Origin of the sequence: Thermomonas sp. (assembly GCF_029945965.1) — a bacterium.
Classification (GTDB): domain Bacteria; phylum Pseudomonadota; class Gammaproteobacteria; order Xanthomonadales; family Xanthomonadaceae; genus Thermomonas.
Map to the genome: position 1 here is coordinate 45,507 of NZ_JAQSDO010000015.1, position 23,482 is coordinate 68,988.

Consider the following 23,482-nt stretch of genomic DNA (forward strand, 5'->3'; position numbering starts at 1 on the left):
CGTACTCTTGGTGGACACGGCGCTTGCAGGCATCGCGGCTATACGGGAACAACTCATGTCGAGTACTGATACTTCATCCCGCGCACGGGCCGACTTACTTCGGTATCTGTGCATCCTGTTGATCGCCTTGATGGCCACCGCATGCACCAGCGTGCCGATGCGTGGGCACGGTACGCCACCGGCTGTCGGCGAGATGCCACCACCACCGCCGCCACCGCCACCGCTCATGGCCGGGCACATGGAAGGCATTCCGGCATTCCCGTGGCCACCACCCAAGCCGACATCACGTGCGCCTCTTGCACGCAACCTGCTGGCCACGGAGCCTGCGAACCTGGGGGATGTGGCCCGTCACCTGGAGGCGTCGTTGGCCAGTGTGGGCTACGCCGAATACAGCTACTACAGCGTGCCGAACGGATTCGCGCTGGCGACGCGGATGGAGCAGATCACGCCGCAGGGCGCACCCAAGCCCGATCCGCTGCGCTGGTCGTCGGCATTGCCACCGCAGCCGGTGTTCTCCCTGGCTGACTACATGCGCGCATTGTTCATTGCGCCGCAGGGCGACTATCGGGTCATCGTGTAAATCGTCACCGACCAGTCGTTTGGCACCACCAGCCAGGCGGCCACGCGCGGCGAGGCCGAGGCTTGGCTGGGCGGCGGCATGGACCGCCTGCCACCGGAATTGGCGGCACTGCCATTCACACCGCGCATGTCCGGCAGCGCGCTGGTCTATCAGTTCCGCAAGGTTGGCCAGGACGACCCGCCTACCGCCAATCCGCTGGACGCCGCGCCCGCGGCCCAGCAACTCCAACGCAGCGGAATTACCGCGGCACTGAAACAGTGAGGCCGGCATGACCCTGACCCGATCCAAATGGACGCTGGCCTGCGTATGGCTGGCCGGTGCCGGCCTGGTGTTCCTGGTGCTGGTGCTGCAGAGCCTGGCCGGCCGCTACGGCAGCCACAGCAATGACGCCTGGTCGTGTACTTGCCGACGGTGATGCCGACGCTGTCGCTGATCATTGGCGCACTGGTCTACGATTTCCGCAGCACAGGCCCCGATCCGGGTGCCACTGCATTGCCCGAGTCCGCCCGCGGCCTGTTCTGGCTGGTCATGGCATTGTCGGTGTTCTACCTGGCGCTGGTGGCCATTGCCGTGCTCGCGCAGCCCTTCTTGCCGCAGTTGTCGCCGCTGGAGCTGATGCAACGTTCGAACTTGTGGCTCGGTCCGCTGCAGGGCCTGGCTGTCGGTGTGCTGGCGGCATTCTTCCGCAAGGGTTGAGCGGCAGGCTACGCATTCGGTAGTTTCCATGCAGTCATCGGTTGCGGCGGCGGACGCAGCCAATATCCGCTTCGAGAAGGCTTAAAACATGTAGAAAGGCCTTTACACATATATCCATGGAATTTATCTTTTGGTGGCGCAACATATCTGGGCCGCAAACCGCGACGTCACCTTGAGCCCTTCTATGTCCACTTCACACAAACTCCTCGGCCTTGCCGTTGCACTGGCCTTGGCCGGTTGCAGCCAGGCCACCCCACCAGCCGAAACGGTTGCGCCCCCAACTGCAGTCGAAGCGGCTCCCGCGCCTGTCGAGGCGGCTCCACCAGTGGCTGAAGCGGTGGCTGTTCCCGCGCCGAAACTGCAGGCCGCGTTACGCGATCTGTGGCACGGTCACATCGTCCACGCGCGTGACTATGCGATGGCCATGCACGCCGGCAAGGCTGCCGACGCCAAGGCCGCCGCCGACGCGGTGGTCGCGAACGCCAAGGAGATCAGCGCAGCGGTCGGCAGCTTCTACGGTCAAGCTGGCGGCGACCAGATGATGACGTTGCTTGCCGGCCACTGGGGCGCGGTGAAAGCGATGACCGACGCGCGCATCAAGGGCGATGACACGGGCGCGAACAAGGCCATGACCGATCTCAATGCGAACGCGGCCGAGATCGCCAAATTCCTGTCCGGCGCCAATCCGAACCTGCCCGAGGAGACCGTGCTGGGCCTGATGGTCGCGCATGGCGCGCATCATGCTGCGCAAGTGAATTTCATCGTCAAGGGCGACACCGCCGGCGAAGCCGCCGAGTGGACGGCGATGCAGGCCCACATGGACATGATTGCCGACGCGCTTGCCGGTGCGATCGCCAAGCAATTCCCGGACAAGGCTAGCTGACGTCGCGATGGCACACGGGCTGGCGCAATTCGGCGACACCCAGCAGCGGTTGCTCCGGCAACTGCTGCTATCGCGCGATGGCAGCGGTGTCGAAACATTGTGTGAACTATTGCGAATTAGTCATAACGCGGTCCGCCAGCACCTCACTGCATTGACCACGCGAGGATTGGTGGAGCGGGTCGAGCCAGTCGCCACCGGCGGCCGGCCGCAGGTGCGCTATGCGCTCACTGCCGAAGGGCGCGAATTGTTTCCGCGCAACTATGGCGCGATTGCTGCGGCGCTCATCTCGCAATTGCATGCGCGCATGGGCGAGGCGGAAGTCGGTGCGATGCTGCAGGAGCTCGGCACTACCGTGGCCGCGACCCAAGCGGTGATCCAGGCCGATAGCGGCGAAGCGCTGGCGCGTGCCCTCGCGAAGCGGCTGGACACGCTCGGCTACGAAGCGGTGCCGGCACGGCACGGCGATGACTGGCAGGTCGAGGCCTTCAATTGCGTCTTCCATGGCGTGGCGCGGCAGCATCCACAGGTATGCAAATTCGACCTTGCCTACATGGAGGCGGTGACCGGGCGGCGCGTCCACCACATGGAATGCATCATCCGCGGTGGCCATGCGTGCCGGTTCAAGCTGGGGCCGGAGCCGGCCCAAGACTGAGGGTTATTTGCGCCCGGCTGCCTCCACCAGCAACACCGCGCTTTCTTCGGCCAGTTGCCGGACGCAGGTTTCCATCTGTTCGCGGCGGGTGCGGAAGCTGAGTACGCACACGCGGCCAAGGAAGCGCTCGCCGACCATGGCGCCGGTCAGCATCACCTGGCCACGCGCGGTGATGCGATCCATCAACGCGCGGGTCGCGGCGTTCTGCGCGGCCAGCGTGTCGAGGGCAGGACTTTCCAGATGGAAGGCGAACAGCGATAGCTGCGGTAGGGCATCCATCACGATGCCGGGAATCTTTGCGACTTCATCGGCGGCCCACACCGCAAGTGCACGCTTCTCGGCCAGCGCAGCGCGATAACGCGCGGCGCCGAAGAATTTCACGGTCAGCCATATGCGCAGGCCGGGGAAACCGCGTGACAGCTCGGGGCCGTATTGCGCGGGGTCGTAGAACTCGTTCTGGTTGTCCGGCAGGTAGCCGGCGCTGGAGGCATGCAGGGCGCGCAGGGCTTCGCCATCGCGGACCAGCAGCGCGCCGGTGCCATAGGGCATGAACATGCCCTTGTGCGGATCCAGCGTGAGCGAATCCGCGCGCGACAACCCACTGAGCAGTGGGCGCAGTTCGGGCACCATGTGGAAGAAGCCGCCGTAGGCGCCGTCCACGTGATGCCACAGCTGCTCGCGGGCGGCGATGTCGGCAACTGCCTCGATCGGATCGACTGCGCCGGTATTGGTAGTGCCGGCGGTGGAGAACACCATGAAAGGTTTCAGGCCTGCGGCGCGGTCGGCGGCGATCGCGCGTTCGAGTTCGTCCACGCGCATGCGGAAGTCGGCATCCACATTAATCACGCGCACGCGGTCGTGCGCGATGCCCGCGAGTTTGGCGGCCTTGGCGATGCAATGGTGCGTCTGCGAGGTGACGTACAAGGTGCCGGATCGGATGTCGTGTCCCAGCAGTTTTTCGCGTGCGCAGGCAATCGCGTTGAACATCGCCATCGATCCGCCGGTGGTGAACAGCCCGCACGTGGTCGCCGGGAACTGCATCCAGTCGCGTAGCCAGTCCAGTGCGTTGGCTTCCAGCTGCACGAGAGCCGGCGCCGCCTGCCAGACGCCGGTGTAGCGGTTGGTCGCATCGGCGATGAAGTCCGCCAGCGCCGCCGGGTACACGCCGCCACCCGGGATATAGGCCATGTAGCCCGGATACGAGGTGCCGAACGAGCGCGGGATCCACTCGTCGAACAAAGGATCCAGCAGGGCATCCAGCGTCGAGCCTTGCTCCGGTGCAGCTTCGCGCATTGCGCGACACAGTGCTTCGATATCGGTGTAGTCGCCAAGGATCGGGTGTACATCCAGCGCGGCTAGATGCGCCACCGAACGCGCCACTACCAGGTTGCCCATGGCCTGCATGTCGGCGGGCGAAAGGTCCAGGTTCGCCGGGTCGTTGCTTGTGCCGTCTTTCATCCTGAAACTCCACGGTTCATGTTGTTTCCCAATGACGGGCAGCATAACCAATGGGGCGAGGCGATCGAGGGCGACTGCCTGCCAGTGGCCTTGACCAGCGCCGGATTGCGTGGATTGGTGTATGCAGTGTCAGGACGTTCCGTCGGCCTTGAGCCGGGTGCATGCCTGCGCCAATCAGCAGCTTTTTTCGTATGGGTTCCACTCAATTCCAAGCCAAGGAGACACGCATGCCACCCCCAGTCGGCACCAGTAACACCGAGATCATCCGCACCACGGGCGAAGTGCAGATCGTGCTGTCCGATTCCGGTCCAAGCATCACGCTGGAAACCCCCACCGGTACCAAAATCCTGATGGGTGCGTCTGATGTACACATCAAGACGCCGGCTGGCAGCATACGCATCGAAGGCGGGTCGATCACGATCAATGCCGCACAGATACGGCTCGAAGCTCCGCTTGTGACGGCGCGAATTCTGCGTTGCGATACGCTCATTGCGGAAAGTGTCGTTGCCTCGGTGTACACGCCGGGTGTCGGCAACATCATGTAAAGCTTCGCGGTTCGGCGCAGGGCCTCAGGTTAATCGCGTTTCGGTCTCGTCGACCATGACCTGGATGCTCGCTACCATGGCTTGGCATCGAGCGTGGTAACCCCGCCCCTGTTCCCGAATTCGATGCCAATTCTTCCTTGGAGTCCCCCATGCAATCCAAGTCCTCGCCGAAGCAGAACTCGCTTCTGGGCCTGATCGGTTGGTTGGCCTTGTGCTTCGCCGCCTCGGTGATCGGTGCCATTGCCTCCATTAATGCCAAGGAGTTCTACGGCAGCCTTGTCCAGCCTGATTGGGCACCGCACGCTTCCTTGTTCGGCCCTGTCTGGATCGTGCTGTATGCCCTGATGGGTATTGCCGCATGGCAGGTATGGCGCGCCGGTGGTTTCATCCGCAACGGAAATGCATTGAGCCTGTTCATCACGCAACTCGGCCTCAATGCCTTGTGGAGCTGGGTGTTCTTCGCCTGGCACGAGGGCGCGTGGGCATTCGCCAACATCGTCCTGTTGTGGCTGATGATCCTGGCGGTTGTGATGGATTTCTGGCGGGTGCGGCCGTTGGCTGGAGCGCTGTTGTTGCCGTATCTGGTTTGGGTCGGTTTCGCCGCTGCACTGAACTTCCAGGTCTGGCAACTGAATCCAGGCGTCCTTGGGCATTTGCCTTGAGGAGCAGTGTTGTTCGTTTGTCAGTTTTCGTCACCCGGGCGCATGCCAGGATGACGAACTGACAGTTCCGGACTAACGACCACTTACATGTGGTGCGGTGATGCGTGGCCGACCGCGATACAGCTTGATCGCGATGTCGATGACGATGAACGCGATGACCAGGGCAAGGCCACCACGAGCGCCGTCGTTGGTCGATTTTTCGATGAAAATATTGCCGGCGGATAGCCACCAGGCCAGCAGCGTGACGAAACCGAGGCTGGTGCCAAGTTCCAGCCGGCGCGTCAGCATGCTCTGGCGACCATGCTTGACCACCGTTACCATGATCGCGAATGACCCTATCCATAGCACCAGGACGGGCCATGCGCGGGCACGCAGGAATTCGGGATCAAACGCGAACACGCCCGAGAGTGGTTCGGGCATCAGGCCCACCAGCCACGGCAGCGCGATCATGAAGCTCATCGCGATGGCGAAGCCGACCAAGCCTGCAATCATTCCGCCGCGATCGACTCGATCCGGATCGGCGATGCGTGGCGTCCACTTCGGCAGGAACAACCCACGCGAACGCAGCCATGCGACCAGTAGCGCCATCATCGCCTGGAAGCCAGGCCACCAGAATGCGCCGAGTCCCCAGGTCAGCCACCAGCCGCTGATGGCCAGGCTGCCATCGAACACCTGTGGCAGGGTCAGTGCCCACTGCAGCGTGATGCCGATGATCGACAGCATCGCGAACGAGCGTGTCTGTTCGGCAGGGATGACCAGCATGCCCGGCGGGCGATAGCGCGCGGCAATCTCGGCCGGGGTACCGAACTCGCGCAAGACGGCAAGTACCAAAGCATCGTCGGCGGGGCGACCGGCGGCCTGCGCGCGGTCGTCGAGCATTTCGGTCAGCAAGCCACGCAACTCCAGGCCGACCTCATTGCGGTCCCTGGCCGACACGCGGCGCATCACATCGACCACATAGGATTCGATTACGTCATTCGGGCTCATCACGGTACATCTCCTTCAAGCAGGCCAGCCATGGTTCCGACAAGGGCATTCCAGGTGGCGGTCAGGTCAGCGAGCAACGTCTCGCCAGCGGTGTTCAAGCGGTAATAGCGGCGTGGCGGGCCGTCTTCGATCCGCCATTCGGAATCCAGTAGTCCCTGGCCTTCCAGCCGTCGCAGCAGGGGGTAGAGCGTGCCTTCCTCGATCGGCATGCCGCGCGCGGCCAGCGCATGGCGCAGGGAATAGCCGTATTGCACATCGCGCAGCCGGGACAGCACCGCCAGCACCAGTGCGCCACGGCGCAGTTCGAGTTCCAGCTTGGAGACTGCGGTCTCACTCATGGGTATTTCTCATGATTCCCTCGACTATTCACAGTGTTTCGCCTTGTGGAGTTTCATGCACAGTACATTGCGTCACACAGTATAGCAAGGCCGTTCGTCAGACAATGCGAACTGAAGCACCTGGATCCAAAAAATGCTGGTCGCGGTGCGCAACACGCACGCAACCGCGCTGCGGTACCAAGTCGGCGCGCAGTGCTGAAGGTGTCGCTGGGAATCGCGCTGCCGTCAGCGCGTGATTTCAGGGGCTGGCGCGTCGCGTGGACGCGCCAGATCACGGCTTACCGATGCAGTTCGCCCGCGGCTTCGGGCTGGTAGCGGATCGCCAGCACGTGCAGGCGCGCATTGCGGCCACCCGGCATCGGCCAGTCGATCGCATCACCCACGCGCAGGCCGAGCAGGGCGCTGCCGACCGGCGCCAGGATCGACACCTTGTCGGCGCTGCCATCGGCATCACGGGGATAGACCAGGGTCAGTTCGTGATCGTGATTGCCCAGCACGGCATCTTCCAGGCGTACCTTGGCTGTGGAGTTCATGGTGATGACATCAGCAGGCATGTCTGCTGGCGCCAGGATTTCGGCGCGCACCAACTCATCCTGCAGTGCCGAGGTATTGAGCGAGTTGCTGCCGGGTTTCTCCAGCAAGGCCTCGATGCGTTCAACGTCAAGGCGGGATAACAGCAGGGGTGGACGATGATCGGCGGTCATGGGACGTCTTGGCTCCGGATGTGCATATCTATAAAAATACGGGCGACGTGTCAGCCGCGCCGCCCGCATGTTCCGTTGGATGCGACCACGTTAGCCGCGAACATCGGCGGGTTCAAGTCGCTACCGGATGCCCATCTGAATATTGGAGTCCGGAAACATAAACCCCGCTTGCGGGTAAATTAATGAATGCCTGAGGATGGGTCTGGAATGATTGGCTTGCTTGAGTCGTTGCGACTGCCGTATCCCGGTTGCCGGCAAGGTCGAATACTCCACATCGCACAATCAGGATTTTCCAATGCACCCATTCCGCAACACTGAAGCCTGGGAGTCGCGCACACCACATGCGTATCCTGCTCGCTGAAGACGACGCGGCAATTGCGGCCGCCTTGAAGCACGCACTGGTCGATTGCGGCTATGCGGTGGATCATGTCAGCGACGGCATGCAGGCAGACACTGCGCTGCGGAGCGATCCGTACGACCTGCTGGTGCTTGACCTCGGGTTGCCCAGGATCGATGGCATGCAGGTTCTGCACAATGCACGGGAACGGCGATCCGACGTTGCGGTCATGGTTGTCACGGCCCGCGATGGCGTGCCCGAGCGCATCCGGGCGCTTGATGGCGGTGCCGACGACTACATGATCAAGCCGTTTGTCCTGGCCGAGTTCGTGGCGCGCACCAAGGCGTTGTTGCGACGACGCACCAGTGGCGGCATCCCGGAAACGGCATTTGGGCGACTGAGCGTCAATCTGGATGCGCGCAGGGTTCGGCTGGGCACCGAGGAGGTTGACTTGACTGCCCGCGAATTCGCGCTCTTCGAGACCTTGTACGCTCGCCAGCAGCGCGTGGTCAGTCGGAGCCAGCTCATCGAGGCGATCTGCGACTGGGAGCAGGACTTGACCGACAACGGGCTGGATATCTCGATCCATCGCCTGCGTCGCAAATTGGCAGGATCCGGCGTCGGCATCCGCACGATTCGTGGCTTGGGCTACCTGCTCGAGGAGTGTGCCGCTGGCGACCCTCCGAAGCCCCGGCCATAGCAATGGGCCCAGGTTCCGGCAGTAATCCGACTGAAGCGGTACATCGTCGACCGAGCGTGCGCCGGAGGTTGCTCGCATTCCTGCTGATCCCCACGCTGTTGCTGATGATCCTGGACTCGGGGTTCGTATATTTCGTGGCTTTGAAGTACTCCAATCACGTGCATGACCGCGACCTGGGCGAGTCGACGCGCGGCCTGTCCAATGCATTTTCGGAAACCTGGTCCAACGGACAACTGCCGCCTGATGCACGGCAGCTTATCGAGTTCAGCCAGCAGGGCCGCAGTTTCTACGCCGTGTATAGCGAGCGCCGTGGTTTCATCAGCGGCAATGCGGCATTGGCGACGGTGTCGTCAACGATGGGCGGCACGCAACCTGTTCTTTTCGATGCTGTCGTCAATGGAAAGCCCGTGCGCGCCGCGGCGATGACGATTGCGGTGGTGCAGGGCTCGACGGACCGCCTGACCGTGACCGTCGCCGAGACCTTGCGCGACCGCCAGCAGCAGGCGCGCGAGATCCTGCTGTTGACCATCCCCGTCGAGGCACTGCTCATCACGGTGCTGATGGTCCTGGTCTGGCTGGGCGTGCGGTTCGGGTTGCGGATCCTCGATGCACCAGTTTGCCGGCTGGCAATGCGCGAACGCAACCTGGCGCCAATCAGCGGGCCCGACATCCCGATCGAGATCCTTCCCCTGACCCGGACCATCGATGGCCTGTTCGAACGCGTCGCAACCCTGGTTGAACTGCAGGAACGGTTCGTCGCCGATGCCGCCCATCAGTTGCGCACCCCGCTTGCGGGATTGTCCCTGCATGCTGAGCAGGCCTTGGCCGCCACCAGCGATCAAGATCGGCGCAATGCGCTGCAGCATATCCAGGCGCTGGTGACGCGCATGAGCCGCAGTGCGAACCAGTTGCTGGCGCTTGCGCGCGCGCAAGCGCCTTCGCAAGCCGCCACGCAGCTACTGCCGATGGACTTGGCGTTATGGCTTCCCGAAGTCGTCTCGCGGCGGATTCCAGAGGCTCTTCAAGCCGGCGTGGACCTGGGTTACGAGGCGGCGTGCGACTCGGCGATGGTCGCGGCCGAGGCGCACTCGCTGCAGGAACTGATCGACAACCTGATCGACAATGCGATCGCACACGTTGCGCGCGAAGGGACGATCACTGTCGGGTTGCGTGTCATCGAGGCCGGCCAGGTCGTGCTGACTGTCGACGACGATGGCCCGGGCGTTGCAACAGCTTTCCTGCCGCGGCTTGGCGAACGCTTCTTCCGGGCACCTGCGGCAGCCGATGGCGGCAGTGGCCTGGGGTTGGCGATCGTGGCACGCATTGCCGAGGTCCACCATGCAAGCCTCAATTTCGACCGCTCGACACTAGGTGGGTTGCGGGTGACGATCAGGTTCCCGGCGCTTGCCGTCGTAACAGCTGGAGTGGCTTGGTGATCCTGGCAACCATCGAAAGCGCAAGACTTGCTAGCGCAAATCCATGGTGCCGGCGGGGGTTGCAGCAGGCACTGCTTGCCGCCGCAACTGCGTGCCTGCTGGCCGGTTGCGTCTCCACGCCATTGCCGGATCTTCGCGTGGACTTGCCCGCGCAATGGCGGCAGGCGGGCATAAATACCACCTTGACCGATACCGCCCGACCGGCCCCGGCACCGGAGTCGCGCGAGTGGTGGAAGGCGTTCGGCGACCCCAAACTCGATGCGCTGGTGGACGAAGCGCTGGCGGCCAACCTGGATATTGGCCAAGTGCAGGCGCGACTACGCGCAGCACGCGCGCTGCATGCGCATGCCGATGCCCCGCTGCGGCCGAACCTGCATTTTCGAACGTCCGATCCGATCGATCCCGATGCGAGCGCATCGTTCCTGCTCGCGGGTTTCGATTCAACCTGGGAACTGGGCCTGTTCGGGCGCAGCGAGGCGATCCATCGGTTGTCCCGCGCTGACCTCGATAGCGCACACGCCGACGTGCGCGTGGTGCAGGTGTCGGTCACTGCCGAAGTCGCGCGCGAGTGGGTCGAGTTGCGCTCGGCGCAACAACGCGAAGAGCTACTTGTCGCGATCCGGGATGCCCGCCACACGCAATTCGAAAAACTGCAACAGCGGCGCCAGCTGGGACTTGCCACGCCGCAGGTAGCGGCGCAGGCAGGTGCTGCCCTCGCGCAATCAGAAGCGGCGCTCGCCGAGCCACGTATCGCGACGCAATCCGCCGCACAGGCTCTTGCGGTGCTGCTGGGCCGAAGCGAACCAGATCCGGACTGGCTGCACGTCGGCGAGTTGCCGCGACTCGGCGATTGGCGGATGACCGCTGCCCCCGCGGACCTGCTGCGCACGCGACCGGACATCGCGCACGACCAGGCGGCAGTCCTGCATGCCGCCGGTGAGCTCGGCATCGCACGCGCAGACCGCTATCCCAGCATCGCGATCGGTGGCTCGATCGTGTGGTCCACCAGCGAGATCGAGGCTCGCCCAACCAATACCAATTCCATCGCCGCACTGGGGCCGATGATCGACATTCCCCTGTTCGACTGGGGCATGCGCAAGGCGCAGGCCGATGCCAAGGGCGACTTGCTGCAGGCGGCCGCGCTGGCCTACCGCAAGACGGTACTGACAGCGGTGGCAGAAGTCGAAACCGTGCTGGGCGCGCTGGAGCAGCAGCGACTGCGTGAGCAGGCGAATTCACAGGCATGGCAGGCGCTGGACGAAGTCTCGCGGCACAGCCGCCAGCGCCGACAGCTGGGCTTGGCCAGTGCGCTCGATATTGCTGCCGCCGATGTCGATCGTGATCAGGCAGGGTTACAGCTGCTCGATGCGCGCAGTGCACGCGCATTCGACTACATCGCACTGGGCAAGTCGCTCGGCGGCGCGTCGATGATTGCAGCCGAACCTGCAGCAACCAGCGCAATCACCGGGCACGATCGCTGACATGGTGGCCCTGGCACGCAAGACCCTGATCTACGAATGGCGGCGATTCCTGCCGGCCATGGTGGCGATCGCATTCGCCAGCCTGTTGCTGCTGCTGCAGGCCTCGCTGGTGCTGGGGATCTTCGGCAGTTCCAGTGTTTATATCAGCGGTTCGGATGCCGACCTGTGGCTTGGCTACCCCGGCACCCAGAGCGTGGACCAAGGGCGCGCGATCAATCCGGACGCTGCCACACTGCTGTACATGCAACCGCAGGTCGTGCGCGTGGAACCGTTCCTGTGGTTCGACGGCGATTGGCGCGGGCCGGTCGATACCGGCGGCGTGTCGGTGTTCATCTCGGGGATCGATGTACGTCCGGACGGATTGATGTTCTCGCGGGTGCTGGATCCCTCGTTGCGTGCGGCGCTGCGCGAACCGGACAGCATCGTGGTCGATCGTGCCGAACTGGACAAGCTCGGCGTGCACGTCGGCGACAGCGCTTACATCAATGGCCAGCGGGTCCGGGTCGTCGGCGTCGGGCGCGGGCTGCGCACGCTGGGCGGCGTCAATATCCTGACCTCGCTCGATACCGCCCGCCGGCTCAACGTCGATGTCGCGCAGCCGGACTGGCCAACCTACCTGGTCGCCAAGCTGCGAAATCCCGCCCAGGCCCGGCACGTGGCCCGGCGCGTGAGCCGCCTGCATGGCAGCAGCCCGCATGCGGCTTGGAGCGCGGCGGATTTCGCGCGCCGCTCGACCCTGTTCTGGTTGTTCGACAGCGGCGCCGGTGCTGGCGTGCTGTTCCTTGCCGGGGTGGTGTTCCTGGTCGGTGCGGCCATTACCAGCCAGACACTGGTCGCTGCGGTGTTCGGTTCCATCCGCGAATACGCGACCCTCAATGCCTTGGGCGTGGGCATGCGCGCCCTGCGCTGGGTGGTGTTGGAGCAGGCCTTCTGGGTCGGTGCCGTGGGACTGGTCGTGGCCAGTCTCGGCGGCGCGTTGCTGATCTGGATCGCGCACCTCAAAGACGTGCCGGTGGCGTTCGATCTGTCGATCTGGCTGATCTGTTTCATCCTGGTCATGGCCTTGGCGATCCTGTCCGGGCTGTTCGCGTTGCGCACCCTGCGCCGCGCTGATCCAGCGGAACTGTTGCGATGAACGCGGCTGCCATCGTGGCCGAAACGATGCCCGCACTGGTCGCGGAGGGGATCAGCAAGGCCTTCGTATCCGGCAATATCCGGACCTCGGCATTGGAGCGGATTTCGCTGCAGATCCACGCCGGCGAACTGACCCTGATCGCCGGGCCGTCGGGTTGCGGCAAGAGCACGCTGCTGTCGGTGCTGAGCGGGCTGCAGCGTCCGGACAGCGGACGTGTATTCGCATTGTCCGAGGAGCTTGGCCTGCTCGACCTGCGCGCGCTGGAGCGTTTCCGGCTGCGTCATACCGGCTTCGTGTTCCAGGGCTTCAACCTGTTTCCGGCGTTGCAGGTCTCCGAACAGGTGGAATTGCCGTTGCAATACATGGGTGTGTCGTCGGTGGAGGCGAAGCTCCGTTCGCACGAGGCCCTGGAGGAGGTTGGCATGCTGGCGCGCCGGCACCTGCGCCCGATCGAGCTGTCCGGTGGCGAGAAACAACGCGTGGCGATCGCGCGCGCGCTGGCCAAGCAGCCGGCATTGCTGTTCGCCGACGAGCCGACCAGCTCGCTGGATGCCGCCAACGGGCAAATCGTGATCGACATGCTGCATGGAATCGCGCGTCGGCACGGCACCACGGTGCTGTGCGTCAGCCACGACCCGCGGCTTATGACCCACGCCGATCGCGTGCTGCACATGGAAGACGGACGCATCCTCGATGATCGTCGCATTGCGGCGTCCACCGCGACAGCTATACCCGAACCCTGGAGCAGCACTCGATGAAATCCGTAACTCGTATCCTGGCCGTGACCCTGCCGCTGCTGGTGGCGCTTGCAGGTTGCGGACGACGGCACCCGCAAGCCGATGCCGTCGTCGCAATGCCGTCGTCGACGGAGGTGGTTGTGCGCGGGCGCATCGACATCGAAGGTGGCGAAGTTTCGTTGACAACATTGATCGATGGCGTGATCGCGGGGGTTGCCGTGCACGAAGGCGAGCATGTCGCCAAGGGACAGGTGCTGGTGATGATCGACGCGACCGCTGCGCGCATCGACGAGGAACTGGCGCAGGCGCACCTGTCCGGGGCGCAGTCCCGAATCAGGCTCGGCCAGGCGCGCGTGGCCGCGGCGAAAACCCGTGCCGCGCGGCTGATGACGGCGGCGAAGATGGATGCCGGTGACGGCCAGAGCGCCGACGACTCACGCGAGGTACTGGCACAGGCGGTCGGCGAACTGGACAGCGCGCAGTCCGGTGTTCGCACTGCACGCGCGGAACTCGAACGCGCACGCTACGTTCTCTCGCAGCACGTGCTGCATGCGCCTGCCGATGGCCAGGTGTTGCGGGTGACCGCCGAACCGGGCCTGCATGTTGCTGCGCAGGGTGCGTCGCTACTGACCCTGCTGCCCGACAAGGCGCGGATCATCCGTGCCGAGTTGTCCGAAGACGCGATCAGCGATATCGCCATCGGCCAGAGCGCCAGGGTATTGAGCGACGACGGCCGGCAGACGCCACTCGGCACGGCGCATGTGTTGCGGATCGCCCCTGTCTACGGGCCATCGACCCTGCAGGAGGATCCGCAACAGAGGATCAACGAGCGCAGCGTCGAATGCGTGCTGGCGCTCGACGGGCCCACCTTGTTGCGGGTCGGTCGCCGCGTACTGGTGCGTTTGGCAGCCACTGCAACGAAAGCTTCGCCTGTTACGCCTTGACGCGCGCACGTAGCGGGGGAATCCCGTGGCACGCCGGTCACCGACGAAAGGCTGGCGAAACCCGTGGATTGCAAGCTGTGGCGGACGCATGCTTCGATGCGCCCACTGCAGGCGATGATGATCCAGAAGGTCGATTTCAAGTTCGAGGGTGACCGTCGCGGTGTGTTGCTGGTGCATGGTCTGACCGGGACGCCAGCTGAAATGCGCCTGCTCGGCAAGCGGCTGCATCGCGATGGATTCACCGTGCACGGCGTGCAGCTGGCCGGGCATTGCGGCGACGAGGACGACCTGCTCGCCACCGGCTGGCGCGACTGGTACGCAAGCGTCGAGCTCGCGGCCGAACAACTGCGCGGCGAGGTCGATCATCTGTTCGTTGCCGGCTTGTCGATGGGAGCGCTGCTGGCATTGCTGCTGGCTGCCGAGCGCCCGGAACTGGTCGACGGCGTCGGCGTGCTGGGGGCGACTTTCCGCTACGACGGCTGGAACATGCCGCCCATCGCGCGACTGTCGTTCCTGCTGCCGTTGGTCAAGTGGCTGGGGTTCGCACGCAAGCGGGTTTTCATGGAAGAGCCACCCTACGGCCTGCGCGACCAGCGCATCCGCGGCCAAGTCATCAGCGCGATGCAGAGTGGCGACAGTACTCTGGCCGGATTGCCGGGTAACCCATGGCATTCGCTGGCCGACCTGCAGCTGCTTTCGGCGCGCGTGCGGCGCCGGCTGAAACACGTCCGTGCGCCGTGTCTGGTCGCGCACGCCGCCGAAGACGACATCGCCAATGTACGCAACGCCTACCTGGTCGTCGCGCAAGTCCGCAGCCCGGTCGAACTGCTCTTGCTACACAACAGCTATCACATGATCACGCTGGATTGCGAGCGTCGCCGGCTCGCGGACTGCCTGGCCGGATTTTTCTCGCGTATCACCGCTGTGGCTAACGGTACACAGCCTGTCCTGGAAGCCTAGTGCTCATTTCCGTGCTGCCGATCTGGTTGTTGACTGTCGTGCTCGATACGGTCGGCCAGCTTGCCTTCAAGTCGGTCGCGGCCGATCCGATGGCCGGACACGGCTTCGCGCGCTGGCGTTACATGGCGCGGCGTCCGTGGCTGTGGCTTGGCATCGGCTGCTACGTGTTCGAGTTCCTGGCGTGGACCGCCTTCCTGTCGCTGGTGCCGCTTGGACGCGGAGTGTTGCTCGGTTCGATCAACATCGCGGTGATCACCTTGGCAGGGCGATATCTGTTCCGCGAGCGGCTGATGCCGATGCACATGCTCGGCATCGGCCTGGTTTCGGTCGGCGTCGCGGTGGTCGGGCTGGGCACATGAGTGGGCACATGAGCAAGGATCGCCACGGCTACCTGTTCGGCTTTGCCCTGCTGATGGCCTTCGATACGCTGGCCCAGGTCAGTTTCAAGCTGGCCGGGATGCACGCCTTCCCGCCACAGTTCAGCGTGGACTGGGTGATGCGGCTGATGTTGGCACCGTGGATTTACGGTGCGGTCGTCGGCTACGTGGGCGCATTCTTCACATGGATGCGACTGCTAGAGCGCGCACCGATCGGCCCGGCATTCGCTGCTTCGCACCTGGAAGTGGTCAGCGTGATGCTGCTGTCGGCACTGCTGTTCGATGAGCAGATCGGCGTGGTGAAAACGCTGGGCGCACTATTGATTGTGGGCGGGATCGTCTGCATTGGATTGGGCGAACGCGATGTGCATCTTCGCGATGCGTGAGCTGCCGCCCACCGCCGGGTTGCCCTTGCACTGGCGTGACCTGCTGCCGCGGCGCGGTGATGCCGACCTTGAAGCCCGCTTGCACCCGGTTCTGGGCATCGACGACCTGCAGGTCACCTGCTCGGGCACGGCGGCACTGGTGATCGCGTTGACGACGCTGTCGCGCAACAGCCCCTGCAGCGAGGTGATCGTGCCCGCCTATACCTGTCCGCTGGTGGCGATGGCAGTGTCCCATTGCGGTCTCAGGTTGCGTGTATGCGACTTGCAGCGCGATGGCCTGGAACTGGATCCTGACATGCTGTCCTCGTTGTGCGGCCCGCGGACGCTGGCGATAGTGCCCACCCATCTCGGCGGGCGCGTGGTCGACATCGGTGCCGCAATCAAGTGCGCGGCGCGCAGTGGTGCATGGGTGATCGAGGACGCGGCGCAGGCGCTGGGTGCGCGCCACGCTGACGGCACGCCGGTCGGCATGCTCGGCGATATCGGGTTCTATAGCCTTGCCGCCGGCAAGGGACTGACGATGTACGAAGGCGGCCTGTTGGTCTCTCGACATCCCGAATTGCGGGAGCAGATGCGTGTTGTCGCGAACGAACTTGCCCCTACGCAGCACCTGTGGGAACTGCGTCGCAGCATCGAGTTGTTGGGATATGCGGCGTTCTATCGGCCGCGACAGCTGCAGTGGGTCTATGGCATGCCACTGCGCCGTGCGCTGAGCAGGCAGGACTTCGAAGCAGCGGCCGGCGACAGCTACCCGACGCGCATCCCGCTGCATCGCGTCGGCCACTGGCGGCGGGCGGTTGCCGCACGCGCGGCCCTGCGCTTGCCGGCGCACCTGTCGGCACTGGAGCAACAGGCAAGGCGGCGAATCGCGCAACTGCAGCGGATTCCGGGGGTGGAAGTGATTGGCGACGCACCCGGCGCGCAGGGCGTGTGGCCGTTGCTGATGTTGCGCATGCGCCACGGATCCAGTCGTGACGCCGTATTGGCGCGGCTCTGGGGTGCAGGCGTGGGTCTGGGCATTCCGTTTGCACATGCATTGCCCGATTACGCGGCGTTGCAGGACGTGATCCCGAAGGCAGCGGTGCCGAATGCGCGTGATTTCGCTGCGCGCGTACTCGCCATCAGCAACACGCCATGGCTGGACTACGCGACGTTCATGCGGATCGTCGAAGTCATCGGGCAGGCCTGACAGTTCAGGCGACCGGACTCTCGTTCGCGCCTATTCGAGAGCGTGCAGCAACGCCAGGTTGACGGCGTGCTGCTGCGACTGCCACGTCGCCAGTTGCGCCGGATCGGGTAGCGGTTGCTGATCGATGGCGGACAGGGCGCGCTTCCACCATTGCGGATAACGCGCCAGCGAAACCTCGCCGTTGACATCGCTGGCGATCAATCGCGGGCGCAGCGCTGCAATGATCGCCAGTACATGCTCAGCATGCAGGCAGCCCTGGTCCCAGTTGCTGCGGGCGACATCGGAATGCAGGACATCCTTGTCGATCGACAGGTAGGCCGGCGCGGTGTCGGCGGCAAGATCTTCGGACAGCGCCGCGCACATTGCATCGGCATTGTCGAAATCATGGAATGCGTGGCCCAGGCCAACCCGCGCAGCCCAGCGCACATCCACGCCGATCGACCAGTAGTGCAGCTTGCGCCGGTACAGCGGCCGCAACCGGTTTTCCCAGGCATGCGCCGCCGCGATGTCGTGCGAGGTGATGCCGGCCACGTCCACCCGGGCGACGGTGGGCAACGCCGCAACCCGCGACACCCAGGACCCGCAATGCACGCCGAACGGGAAGCGCATGTTGTCGGGATGGTTGTCCAGTACCACGACGCGCACCGGCACCTGTTGCCGCGCCACCGCGGCGGCGATCAATGGCAAGCTCAGATGGTGGAAGTCGCCGCTGCCGAAGAACACCGGGCCAGAGGTCACTGGCAACAGGTTGCGCAGCGCTTGGCCGAACGACTGTAGTCGCCCATTCGAGCACGCGAAGCGGAGCTGGTCGTGCCAATGGCGCAGGTCGATGCGCTCCGCACCGGGCAGTGCGCCGACCGAGCCATCGAGGTCAAGGATGTATGCCGGCATTTCAGTCATTCCCTTCGTGCCAGGCACGGTCACCCTCGAAGCGCCCGGCGATGCGCCGCAGCAGCCAGCGCAGCATGGGGTTGCGCGGATAGACCGCGTGGCGGGTGAAGGTGAAACGCGCACCGAGTTCGGCCTTGACCTCGGGATCGGTCCAGCCGGCGACGTAATGCCTAAGGCCGCGGCGGCGTGCGTAGTCCAGGTTTTCCATCCAGCTGACCGCGTACAGGTTGTGCTCGCGGGCCTCGGGATAGGCCAGCCCCATGTATTTGTCCACCAGCATGCCACGGTGCTCGAAGCACAGGTTCCAGCCGATCATCTGCCCGGCATGCCGGTACACGAAGACGATACCGCCGCTGTCGGCATCGCGCAGCAAGGCGTGGAAGAACGAACGTTCGAGCAAGTCGAAATGGACTTCACTCTGCGCGTACACATTGCAGTAAAGCGCGTAGAAGGCATCGATGGCGGCATCGTCGGCGAACGCGCTCCCGGTCGGCACGATCTCCACGTCAAGCGCCGCGCGTGAGCGCAGTTTGCGGCGGATGTTGCGGCGTCGGCTTTTGGACAGCCGCGACAGGTAGTCATCGGCCGAGGTGAAATCGATCGGCAGCCAGGCCAGCGCCTGGCCTTGCAGCAGCACGAAGCCCGCGCGCGCGCAGGCATCGGCAAAGGCGTCGCACCAGGCATTGCCGGCGGGATCGAGTAGTGGCGATTGCTGCGGGATGTCCTTGACGATCAGCAGCGGGCACGCGGCCGACTGGGTGCGCCGCAGCGTCGAGGCCAGCTCGGCGGGGTCCACGTCACCGGGAAGCAAGGCGTACTCGGTCACCGTGCTGCCGATGAAGCGCGCCTGTGGGCGCAGCCAGCGACGCCACTGGCGGTACAGCGGCCAGTGCTGCACCCGGCGTCGCAGTTCGGGTTCAGCCGTGGTCAGCACGTCGAACGGGGCGCTGAAAGCGGTGACGCTGGACGCCAGGCGCTCGGCGCTGAAGTCGCGCGGTGGATGGGCAAGGAAATGCCGTACCAGCGCTTCGGGTTCGAGCTGGCTCACGAAAGGCATGCGCAAGATTCGCCGGTTAGGGTGGTACTCGCAACCGGAGCCTCAGGCCCGGCCCCTACCAATGGAGATCCACCATGAGCCAAGAGATTGCCGATCAGGTGCTGGACATCGTCGCCAAGCATGTCGATGCCGACCGCGCCACGCTCACTCCCGAAGGCACGCTCAAGGACCTGGGCGTGGATTCGCTCGAAGCCATTGAAACCATCTTCGATATCGAGGAGCATTTCGACATCAACTTCCCCGACCGCGACCCCAATCTCGACGACGGCACGATCGCCGGGCTGATCAGCGCCGTGGAACGGCTGCTCAGCGAGAAGGCGACTGTCACCACTGACGCTATTGTCGCGGCTACGCACTGAGGCATCGGCATGGCGGGCAGTGAAGGCAGGCCGGTCCGAAGGATCGCGATTACCGGAATGGGTGCGATCAGCGCCCTGGGCATCGGCGCCAATGCACTCTGGCAGGGCATGCGCGATGCACGCAGCGCGATTGCGCCACTGGTGCCGCCCACCAATGGAGCAGGTGGCAGCGAGGCAGGCATCCGCATGAAGGTCGCCGCGCAGGTGCGCGGATTTGATCCGGCGGCACACTTCTCGTCGGCGCAGTTGGCGCTGCTGGACCGGGTTTCGCAGTTCGCGTTGCTGGCCGCCGACGAAGCCGTTGCTCAGTCTGGACTGGTGTTCGACGAGGCAAATGCTGGTCGCGCGGCCGTAGTCATTGGCACTGGTGTCGGTGGCGAAGTCGCGCGTGACGAGCAGTCGCGCCGGCTTTACCGCGACAACGCCGAGCGCGTACACCCGATGTCGATCGTACGCATCATGCCCAGCGCGCCAGCCAGCCAGGTCGGCATACGTTTCGGATTGAAGGGGCCAGGGTTCGCCGTGTCCAGTGCCTGCGCCTCGTCCAATCATGCAATCGCACAGGCCGCGCTGATGCTGCGCCACGGACTTGCCGATGTCGCACTGGCCGGTGGCACCGAGGCCTGCTTCAGCTTGCCGGGAATCCGTGCCTGGGAGGCGATGCGGGTGGTTGCAGACGATAGCTGCCGCCCGTTCTGCGTACAGCGACGCGGGCTGGTGCTGGGCGAGGGCGCGGGCATGTTCGTGCTGGAGGAGATAGAGCATGCCCGGGCACGCGGCGCCGTCATCCTTGCCGAACTCGCCGGCTTCGGGATGACCTCGGATGCCGGCGACATCGTCGCGCCATCCGCCAATGGCGCGGCCGATGCGATGCGTATGGCGTTGCGTGATGCACGTCTGGATCCCGCAGACATCGACTACATCAATGCCCACGGCACCGGCACGCAACTCAATGATTCGACCGAAACGCGCGCGATACACCTGGCTTTCGGCGGCCATGCCGGGGCGTTGGCGGTGTCGTCCACCAAGGGTGTCCATGGGCATGCGCTCGGTGCCGCTGGCGCGTTGGAACTGGTCGCCGCGATTGGCGCATTGCGCGATCAGGTGGTGCCGCCTACCGCCAATTTCATCGATCCCGATCCGGAGTGCGACCTGGATTACGTGCCCAATGCCGCGCGCACGATGCCGGTGCATGCGGTGCTGAGCAACTCCTTCGCCTTCGGTGGCCTGAACGCGGTGCTGGCGCTGAGGCAGGCTGGCTGATCTGTTTTCGCGGTGGTTGCGATACGCCGTGATCACGCGCTCTTCCCGCCCTTGCCCGTCATTGCCACGCAGGCAGAACTCCACGGACGGTGGTCTTCTCAAGGGCGAGCCTCGATAGCTTCAACTCAACGAATCCTCGCTTTCGCGGGGATTCGTGCGTGGCTTCCACGAAAGCGGGCCCGGTCGCCTTCAAACCGTTGCCTTCGCCCGCGTCAGCAACTGGTCCAGCAGCGCCAGCCCGAGGTCGATTTCCTCGCTGCTGATGTGCAGCGAGGGTGCAAGCGTAATGACGTTCTTGTGGTAGCCGCCGACGTCGAGTACCAGGCCGATCGGCTTGCCGTTGTGGCGCAGGTCGCCGGCCAGACCCATGTCGACCATGTGGTCAAGTAGCTTGCGGTTGGGGGTGAAGCCGTCGGCTTCACAGATCTCCGCGCGCAGCGCCAAGCCGAGGCCGTCGACATCGCCGATTTCCGGATGGCGCTTTTGCAGATCGCGCAGGCCATCGAGGAAGTGCGCGCCCTTGGCCATCACCATGGTTTCGTAGTCGTACTCAGCCAGCATTCGCATGGTTTCCAGCCCGACCGCAGTGCCGAGCGGATTGGAGGCAAACGTGGAATGCGTTGAGCCGGGCGGGAACACGGTTGGGCTGATCAGCTCCTCGCGCGCCCAGATGCCGGCCAGCGGGTTGAGTCCGTTGGTCAGTGCCTTGCCAAACACCAGCACGTCGGGCTTCACGCCGAAGTGCTCGATCGCCCACAGCTTGCCGGTACGGAAGAACCCCATCTGGATCTCGTCGACCACCAGCAGGACGCCGTACTGGTCGAGCACCTTCTTCAGGCCGGTGAAAAAGTTCGGCGGCGGGATCACGTAGCCGCCGGTGCCCTGGATTGGTTCGACGTAAAATGCCGCGTACTCGCACTGTCCGGCCTTGGGATCCCAGACGCCGTTGTATTCGGTCTCGAAAAGGCGTGCGAACTTTGCCACGCACTGTTCGCCGTACTCCTCTTTCGACATGCCCTTCGGGCCACGGAAGTGATACGGGAATTCGATGAACTGCGCCCTGTCGAAGTGCCCGTAGCGGCGGCGGTATCGGTATGACGAAGTGATCGCCGACGCACCCAGCGTGCGACCGTGATAGCCGCCCTCGAACGCGAACACCAGGCTCTTGCCGCCAGATGCATTGCGCACGATCTTCATCGAATCCTCGATTGAGGATGAACCGCCAACGTTGAAATGAACGCGGCCGGCGTGACCCCACTTGCGCTCCGCATCCTGCGCTATGACTTTTGCCAGTTCGATTTTGGTCGGGTGCAGGTACTGGCTGGCGACTTGCGGCAGGGTGTCGATCTGGCGCTTGAGCACGTCGTTCAAACGCGGGTTGGCGTAACCGAAGTTGACTGCCGAATACCACATCTGCAGATCCAGGAACGGCATCCCGGCCCCGTCGTAGAGGTAGCTGCCACTGCAACTAGTGAAGATCTTGGGTGGCTCGCTGTAATGCACGGTGTCGCCGAAGGAGCAGTAGCGCGCCTCGTCGGCGAGCAGGGCTTCGTCGTCGATGGTGGTTACGGGGTTGGTCAGTGGTTGTGCCAGTGCGAACTTGTTCATGCGTATTGGATTCGTGGCAAGGGGAGGGGGATGGAGCGGGTGTCAGGCGTGAGTTCGCCGGCCAGCAATGCAGGCAGCAGCGCCGCCGCTTCCGCGAACCCGGTGATTGGATGGTGTTCGATGCCGGTGCTGCGGCAATGCTCGAGCAGGCGATCCTTGGCGAATACGAAGTCGGCGCGGCCAGCGACGCAGACGTCCGATTGCCCATCGCCGATAAGCAGGGTCGAACGACCCAGCAATTGCTGGCGTTGCGCGCACGCGCACTTGCAATTGCCGCTGCGGCAATTCACCTGTGCGTGCGGGAACTCGAGTTGCCAGTTGTGGGCCTGCGTGCGCAGCAGGTGATTGGCAACGACCTGCAACGGTGGATCGATCCCGTGGGTCGCCAGGATGCGTTCGATGGCGTAGTCAAGGCCGTCGCTGAGGATGATGACTTGCATGCCCACGGCGCGTGCTGCTTTTACAAAAGCAGGAAAGCCAGGATCGATGCCGATGCCATCGATGACTGCATCAAGATCGGATGCGTCGCTTCCAAGCAGGGATACTTGACCGGTCATGCATTCACGCGACCCGATCGTGCCGCTGCGCCATTGCGCTTCCAGGAATTCCCAGCCAGGGCGACCGAGCTTGACCAGCAGGGCGTCGGTGACATCTTCGCGTGTGACCGTGCCATCGAAATCGCACAGGATTGTCCAATTGGATGTGACCAACGACGCTACTCCGTGAAGGCGTTGGCGAAGAGGTTAAGGGTGGGATCTTTCCAGTACCTTTCCGTCTGTCGTCTCGGGTCAGGCCTGGGCACGAATGCGCGGGTCCTGATTGCCTGTCACAGCAAACAAGGCTTGGATCCCGTATCCCTTGACGTATCCCAACCGACTCAGGATGCAATGGAGGAATTGGAAAGCCCCGAAACGACAAAACCCGCCACTGGGGCGGGTTTCGACGTGTTGCTGGAAGTCTTGAGAACTTCGGATTCTTCAACCTGGTGCCCGGAAGAGGACTCGAACCTCCACGAGGTTGCCCCCGCTAGCACCTGAAGCTAGTGCGTCTACCAATTCCGCCATCCGGGCCGGTTGAAGCCGCGCATTCTGGGTGCGGGCGGCCGCGATGTCAACGC

The 23,482-nt window shown here is 64.1% G+C and carries 28 protein-coding genes and 1 tRNA gene; 20 read left to right on the top strand and 9 right to left on the bottom strand.

Going from position 1 to position 23,482, the window contains the following annotated elements; all coding sequences use genetic code 11:
* Nucleotides 1-55 precede the first annotated feature (55 nt).
* From PSV05_RS06530 to PSV05_RS06555, 6 genes are all read left to right on the top strand, one after another.
* Entirely contained in the window at nucleotides 56-580 is a 525-nt protein-coding gene (locus PSV05_RS06530; protein WP_300063316.1) for a hypothetical protein, read from the top strand.
* Nucleotides 581-658: 78 nt separating this feature from the next.
* A complete protein-coding gene (locus PSV05_RS06535; protein ID WP_300063319.1) occupies nucleotides 659-841 on the top strand; it encodes a hypothetical protein in 183 nt (60 codons plus the stop codon).
* Nucleotides 842-848: 7 nt separating this feature from the next.
* On the top strand, nucleotides 849-995 hold the full coding sequence (locus PSV05_RS06540; RefSeq protein ID WP_300063320.1) for a hypothetical protein: 147 nt from the start codon (nucleotides 849-851) through the stop codon (nucleotides 993-995).
* Nucleotides 977-1,276, top strand: coding sequence for a hypothetical protein (locus PSV05_RS06545; RefSeq protein ID WP_300063322.1), 300 nt, complete (start codon nucleotides 977-979; stop codon nucleotides 1,274-1,276). Before PSV05_RS06540 ends, PSV05_RS06545 begins: the two co-directional genes overlap by 19 nt.
* A gap of 184 nt (nucleotides 1,277-1,460) precedes the next feature.
* Nucleotides 1,461-2,159: a hypothetical protein gene (locus PSV05_RS06550; RefSeq protein WP_300063324.1), complete on the top strand. Its 699-nt coding sequence runs from the start codon at nucleotides 1,461-1,463 to the stop codon at nucleotides 2,157-2,159.
* 7 nt (nucleotides 2,160-2,166) lie between these two features.
* Nucleotides 2,167-2,811 (top strand): hypothetical protein, encoded by a 645-nt coding sequence (locus PSV05_RS06555; protein WP_300063326.1) that lies wholly within the window; start codon nucleotides 2,167-2,169, stop codon nucleotides 2,809-2,811.
* A gap of 3 nt (nucleotides 2,812-2,814) precedes the next feature.
* On the opposite strand, the gene PSV05_RS06560 is transcribed toward PSV05_RS06555, so the two are convergent.
* Nucleotides 2,815-4,269 carry an aminotransferase class V-fold PLP-dependent enzyme gene (locus tag PSV05_RS06560; RefSeq protein WP_300063329.1) on the bottom strand — a complete coding sequence of 485 codons (1,455 nt, stop codon included), beginning with the start codon at nucleotides 4,267-4,269 and terminating at the stop codon, nucleotides 2,815-2,817.
* Nucleotides 4,270-4,430: 161 nt separating this feature from the next.
* Here PSV05_RS06560 and PSV05_RS06565 point away from each other — a divergent pair, with 161 nt between their 5' ends.
* Both PSV05_RS06565 and PSV05_RS06570 read left to right on the top strand, forming a co-directional pair.
* A complete protein-coding gene (locus PSV05_RS06565) occupies nucleotides 4,431-4,814 on the top strand; it encodes a hypothetical protein (protein ID WP_300063332.1) in 384 nt (127 codons plus the stop codon).
* A 149-nt stretch (nucleotides 4,815-4,963) separates the two neighbouring features.
* Nucleotides 4,964-5,476 carry a TspO/MBR family protein gene (locus PSV05_RS06570; protein WP_300063335.1) on the top strand — a complete coding sequence of 171 codons (513 nt, stop codon included), beginning with the start codon at nucleotides 4,964-4,966 and terminating at the stop codon, nucleotides 5,474-5,476.
* 72 nt (nucleotides 5,477-5,548) lie between these two features.
* Here the strand turns inward: PSV05_RS06570 and PSV05_RS06575 are convergent, their stop codons facing one another.
* The 3 genes from PSV05_RS06575 to rnk form a co-directional block, all read right to left on the bottom strand.
* The gene (locus PSV05_RS06575) at nucleotides 5,549-6,463 is read right to left on the bottom strand and encodes a hypothetical protein (RefSeq protein WP_300063338.1); all 915 of its coding nucleotides are present in this window, start codon (nucleotides 6,461-6,463) and stop codon (nucleotides 5,549-5,551) included.
* Entirely contained in the window at nucleotides 6,463-6,801 is a 339-nt protein-coding gene (locus tag PSV05_RS06580) for a PadR family transcriptional regulator (RefSeq protein ID WP_300063342.1), read from the bottom strand. The genes PSV05_RS06575 and PSV05_RS06580 overlap by 1 nt, the downstream gene beginning before the upstream one ends.
* Before the next feature lie 278 nt (nucleotides 6,802-7,079).
* Nucleotides 7,080-7,505, bottom strand: coding sequence for a nucleoside diphosphate kinase regulator (rnk, locus tag PSV05_RS06585; protein ID WP_300063345.1), 426 nt, complete (start codon nucleotides 7,503-7,505; stop codon nucleotides 7,080-7,082).
* A 341-nt stretch (nucleotides 7,506-7,846) separates the two neighbouring features.
* On the opposite strand from rnk, the gene PSV05_RS06590 reads away from it, so the two are divergent.
* The 10 genes from PSV05_RS06590 (at nucleotide 7,847) to PSV05_RS06635 (ending at nucleotide 17,187) form a co-directional block, all read left to right on the top strand.
* Nucleotides 7,847-8,542 carry a response regulator transcription factor gene (locus PSV05_RS06590; RefSeq protein WP_300063348.1) on the top strand — a complete coding sequence of 232 codons (696 nt, stop codon included), beginning with the start codon at nucleotides 7,847-7,849 and terminating at the stop codon, nucleotides 8,540-8,542.
* A 56-nt stretch (nucleotides 8,543-8,598) separates the two neighbouring features.
* Nucleotides 8,599-9,978 carry a sensor histidine kinase gene (locus tag PSV05_RS06595; protein WP_300063351.1) on the top strand — a complete coding sequence of 460 codons (1,380 nt, stop codon included), beginning with the start codon at nucleotides 8,599-8,601 and terminating at the stop codon, nucleotides 9,976-9,978.
* Nucleotides 9,975-11,459, top strand: a complete 1,485-nt coding sequence (locus PSV05_RS06600; RefSeq protein WP_300063354.1) for an efflux transporter outer membrane subunit — start codon at nucleotides 9,975-9,977, stop codon at nucleotides 11,457-11,459. Before PSV05_RS06595 ends, PSV05_RS06600 begins: the two co-directional genes overlap by 4 nt.
* Nucleotide 11,460: 1 nt before the next feature.
* Nucleotides 11,461-12,594 carry an ABC transporter permease gene (locus PSV05_RS06605; RefSeq protein ID WP_300063357.1) on the top strand — a complete coding sequence of 378 codons (1,134 nt, stop codon included), beginning with the start codon at nucleotides 11,461-11,463 and terminating at the stop codon, nucleotides 12,592-12,594.
* Nucleotides 12,591-13,352, top strand: a complete 762-nt coding sequence (locus PSV05_RS06610; protein WP_300063360.1) for an ABC transporter ATP-binding protein — start codon at nucleotides 12,591-12,593, stop codon at nucleotides 13,350-13,352. The genes PSV05_RS06605 and PSV05_RS06610 overlap by 4 nt, the downstream gene beginning before the upstream one ends.
* A complete protein-coding gene (locus PSV05_RS06615; protein WP_300063363.1) occupies nucleotides 13,349-14,275 on the top strand; it encodes an HlyD family efflux transporter periplasmic adaptor subunit in 927 nt (308 codons plus the stop codon). The genes PSV05_RS06610 and PSV05_RS06615 overlap by 4 nt, the downstream gene beginning before the upstream one ends.
* A gap of 117 nt (nucleotides 14,276-14,392) precedes the next feature.
* Nucleotides 14,393-15,235, top strand: coding sequence for an alpha/beta fold hydrolase (locus PSV05_RS06620; protein WP_300065357.1), 843 nt, complete (start codon nucleotides 14,393-14,395; stop codon nucleotides 15,233-15,235).
* On the top strand, nucleotides 15,235-15,594 hold the full coding sequence (locus PSV05_RS06625; RefSeq protein ID WP_300063366.1) for an EamA family transporter: 360 nt from the start codon (nucleotides 15,235-15,237) through the stop codon (nucleotides 15,592-15,594). Before PSV05_RS06620 ends, PSV05_RS06625 begins: the two co-directional genes overlap by 1 nt.
* A gap of 8 nt (nucleotides 15,595-15,602) precedes the next feature.
* Nucleotides 15,603-15,998, top strand: coding sequence for an EamA family transporter (locus tag PSV05_RS06630; RefSeq protein ID WP_300063368.1), 396 nt, complete (start codon nucleotides 15,603-15,605; stop codon nucleotides 15,996-15,998).
* Complete coding sequence (locus PSV05_RS06635; protein ID WP_300065359.1) at nucleotides 15,976-17,187, top strand: DegT/DnrJ/EryC1/StrS family aminotransferase; 1,212 nt, start codon at nucleotides 15,976-15,978, stop codon at nucleotides 17,185-17,187. Before PSV05_RS06630 ends, PSV05_RS06635 begins: the two co-directional genes overlap by 23 nt.
* A gap of 30 nt (nucleotides 17,188-17,217) precedes the next feature.
* Here PSV05_RS06635 and PSV05_RS06640 read toward each other — a convergent pair whose 3' ends face one another.
* Together PSV05_RS06640 and PSV05_RS06645 are read right to left on the bottom strand one after the other, a co-directional pair.
* Nucleotides 17,218-18,078 (bottom strand): arginase family protein, encoded by an 861-nt coding sequence (locus tag PSV05_RS06640; protein WP_300063371.1) that lies wholly within the window; start codon nucleotides 18,076-18,078, stop codon nucleotides 17,218-17,220.
* Between the two features lies 1 nt (nucleotide 18,079).
* Nucleotides 18,080-19,135, bottom strand: coding sequence for a GNAT family N-acetyltransferase (locus PSV05_RS06645; protein ID WP_300063373.1), 1,056 nt, complete (start codon nucleotides 19,133-19,135; stop codon nucleotides 18,080-18,082).
* Nucleotides 19,136-19,209: 74 nt separating this feature from the next.
* Here PSV05_RS06645 and PSV05_RS06650 point away from each other — a divergent pair, with 74 nt between their 5' ends.
* Nucleotides 19,210-19,494: a phosphopantetheine-binding protein gene (locus PSV05_RS06650; RefSeq protein WP_300063375.1), complete on the top strand. Its 285-nt coding sequence runs from the start codon at nucleotides 19,210-19,212 to the stop codon at nucleotides 19,492-19,494.
* 9 nt (nucleotides 19,495-19,503) lie between these two features.
* Complete coding sequence (locus PSV05_RS06655) at nucleotides 19,504-20,757, top strand: beta-ketoacyl-[acyl-carrier-protein] synthase family protein (RefSeq protein WP_300063378.1); 1,254 nt, start codon at nucleotides 19,504-19,506, stop codon at nucleotides 20,755-20,757.
* A gap of 189 nt (nucleotides 20,758-20,946) precedes the next feature.
* Here the strand turns inward: PSV05_RS06655 and PSV05_RS06660 are convergent, their stop codons facing one another.
* From PSV05_RS06660 to PSV05_RS06670, 3 genes are all read right to left on the bottom strand, one after another.
* On the bottom strand, nucleotides 20,947-22,365 hold the full coding sequence (locus PSV05_RS06660; RefSeq protein ID WP_300063381.1) for an aminotransferase class III-fold pyridoxal phosphate-dependent enzyme: 1,419 nt from the start codon (nucleotides 22,363-22,365) through the stop codon (nucleotides 20,947-20,949).
* Nucleotides 22,362-23,075 (bottom strand): MtnX-like HAD-IB family phosphatase, encoded by a 714-nt coding sequence (locus PSV05_RS06665; protein ID WP_300063384.1) that lies wholly within the window; start codon nucleotides 23,073-23,075, stop codon nucleotides 22,362-22,364. The genes PSV05_RS06660 and PSV05_RS06665 overlap by 4 nt, the downstream gene beginning before the upstream one ends.
* 273 nt (nucleotides 23,076-23,348) lie before the next feature.
* Nucleotides 23,349-23,435 (bottom strand) — tRNA-Leu (locus tag PSV05_RS06670).
* Nucleotides 23,436-23,482: the final 47 nt, after the last annotated feature.

Coding starts and splice junctions, on each gene's coding strand:
- PSV05_RS06530 (WP_300063316.1), top strand. CDS start 56: ATGTCGAGTACTGATACTTCATCCCGCGCACGGGCCGACTTACTTCGG.
- PSV05_RS06535 (WP_300063319.1), top strand. CDS start 659: ATGGACCGCCTGCCACCGGAATTGGCGGCACTGCCATTCACACCGCGC.
- PSV05_RS06540 (WP_300063320.1), top strand. CDS start 849: ATGACCCTGACCCGATCCAAATGGACGCTGGCCTGCGTATGGCTGGCC.
- PSV05_RS06550 (WP_300063324.1), top strand. CDS start 1,461: ATGTCCACTTCACACAAACTCCTCGGCCTTGCCGTTGCACTGGCCTTG.
- PSV05_RS06555 (WP_300063326.1), top strand. CDS start 2,167: ATGGCACACGGGCTGGCGCAATTCGGCGACACCCAGCAGCGGTTGCTC.
- PSV05_RS06560 (WP_300063329.1), bottom strand. CDS start 4,269: ATGAAAGACGGCACAAGCAACGACCCGGCGAACCTGGACCTTTCGCCC.
- PSV05_RS06565 (WP_300063332.1), top strand. CDS start 4,431: ATGCCTGCGCCAATCAGCAGCTTTTTTCGTATGGGTTCCACTCAATTC.
- PSV05_RS06570 (WP_300063335.1), top strand. CDS start 4,964: ATGCAATCCAAGTCCTCGCCGAAGCAGAACTCGCTTCTGGGCCTGATC.
- PSV05_RS06575 (WP_300063338.1), bottom strand. CDS start 6,463: ATGAGCCCGAATGACGTAATCGAATCCTATGTGGTCGATGTGATGCGC.
- PSV05_RS06580 (WP_300063342.1), bottom strand. CDS start 6,801: ATGAGTGAGACCGCAGTCTCCAAGCTGGAACTCGAACTGCGCCGTGGC.
- rnk (WP_300063345.1), bottom strand. CDS start 7,505: ATGACCGCCGATCATCGTCCACCCCTGCTGTTATCCCGCCTTGACGTT.
- PSV05_RS06590 (WP_300063348.1), top strand. CDS start 7,847: ATGCGTATCCTGCTCGCTGAAGACGACGCGGCAATTGCGGCCGCCTTG.
- PSV05_RS06605 (WP_300063357.1), top strand. CDS start 11,461: ATGGTGGCCCTGGCACGCAAGACCCTGATCTACGAATGGCGGCGATTC.
- PSV05_RS06610 (WP_300063360.1), top strand. CDS start 12,591: ATGAACGCGGCTGCCATCGTGGCCGAAACGATGCCCGCACTGGTCGCG.
- PSV05_RS06615 (WP_300063363.1), top strand. CDS start 13,349: ATGAAATCCGTAACTCGTATCCTGGCCGTGACCCTGCCGCTGCTGGTG.
- PSV05_RS06620 (WP_300065357.1), top strand. CDS start 14,393: ATGATCCAGAAGGTCGATTTCAAGTTCGAGGGTGACCGTCGCGGTGTG.
- PSV05_RS06630 (WP_300063368.1), top strand. CDS start 15,603: ATGAGCAAGGATCGCCACGGCTACCTGTTCGGCTTTGCCCTGCTGATG.
- PSV05_RS06635 (WP_300065359.1), top strand. CDS start 15,976: ATGTGCATCTTCGCGATGCGTGAGCTGCCGCCCACCGCCGGGTTGCCC.
- PSV05_RS06640 (WP_300063371.1), bottom strand. CDS start 18,078: ATGCCGGCATACATCCTTGACCTCGATGGCTCGGTCGGCGCACTGCCC.
- PSV05_RS06645 (WP_300063373.1), bottom strand. CDS start 19,135: ATGCCTTTCGTGAGCCAGCTCGAACCCGAAGCGCTGGTACGGCATTTC.
- PSV05_RS06650 (WP_300063375.1), top strand. CDS start 19,210: ATGAGCCAAGAGATTGCCGATCAGGTGCTGGACATCGTCGCCAAGCAT.
- PSV05_RS06655 (WP_300063378.1), top strand. CDS start 19,504: ATGGCGGGCAGTGAAGGCAGGCCGGTCCGAAGGATCGCGATTACCGGA.
- PSV05_RS06660 (WP_300063381.1), bottom strand. CDS start 22,365: ATGAACAAGTTCGCACTGGCACAACCACTGACCAACCCCGTAACCACC.